The sequence below is a fragment of the Methylobacterium sp. AC690 genome, assembly GCF_979256535.1.
In genome coordinates this window covers 1-275 of sequence record NZ_CEEDOX010000075.1, presented here as the reverse complement: position 1 = coordinate 275, position 275 = coordinate 1, and the positions used below count along the sequence as shown (strand labels likewise).

Annotated in this window: 1 protein-coding gene; it reads right to left on the bottom strand. The window is 70.9% G+C overall.

Annotation, left to right across the window (positions count from 1 at the left end; translation table 11 throughout):
- A partial coding sequence (locus tag AC0IY1_RS25385) for a hypothetical protein (RefSeq protein ID WP_471773347.1) occupies positions 1-275 on the bottom strand: 275 nt, incomplete at both ends.

Below are 275 nucleotides of genomic sequence, written 5' to 3'. Positions count from 1 at the left end.
CTGCTCGGGGCGATCGCGATGAGCGCCACCATGACGGCCGCACCGGCACCGAAGGCCACGGCGACGATGACATGGCTCCGGATCGCGCCCATGAAGGGGATGAGCAGCCAGGCCGCGCCCATCAGCAGCAGGTTCTGCAAGCCAGCCACCGTATCCGGGCCGGGCAGGTCCGCGGCGAACAGGTAGAGCGGGCCGGCGACGAGGAGGGCCACGGCGGCGAAGAGGCCCTGCGCGACCACGAACGCGTAGGTGACGCTCGTGTCGCGCTTCAGCCA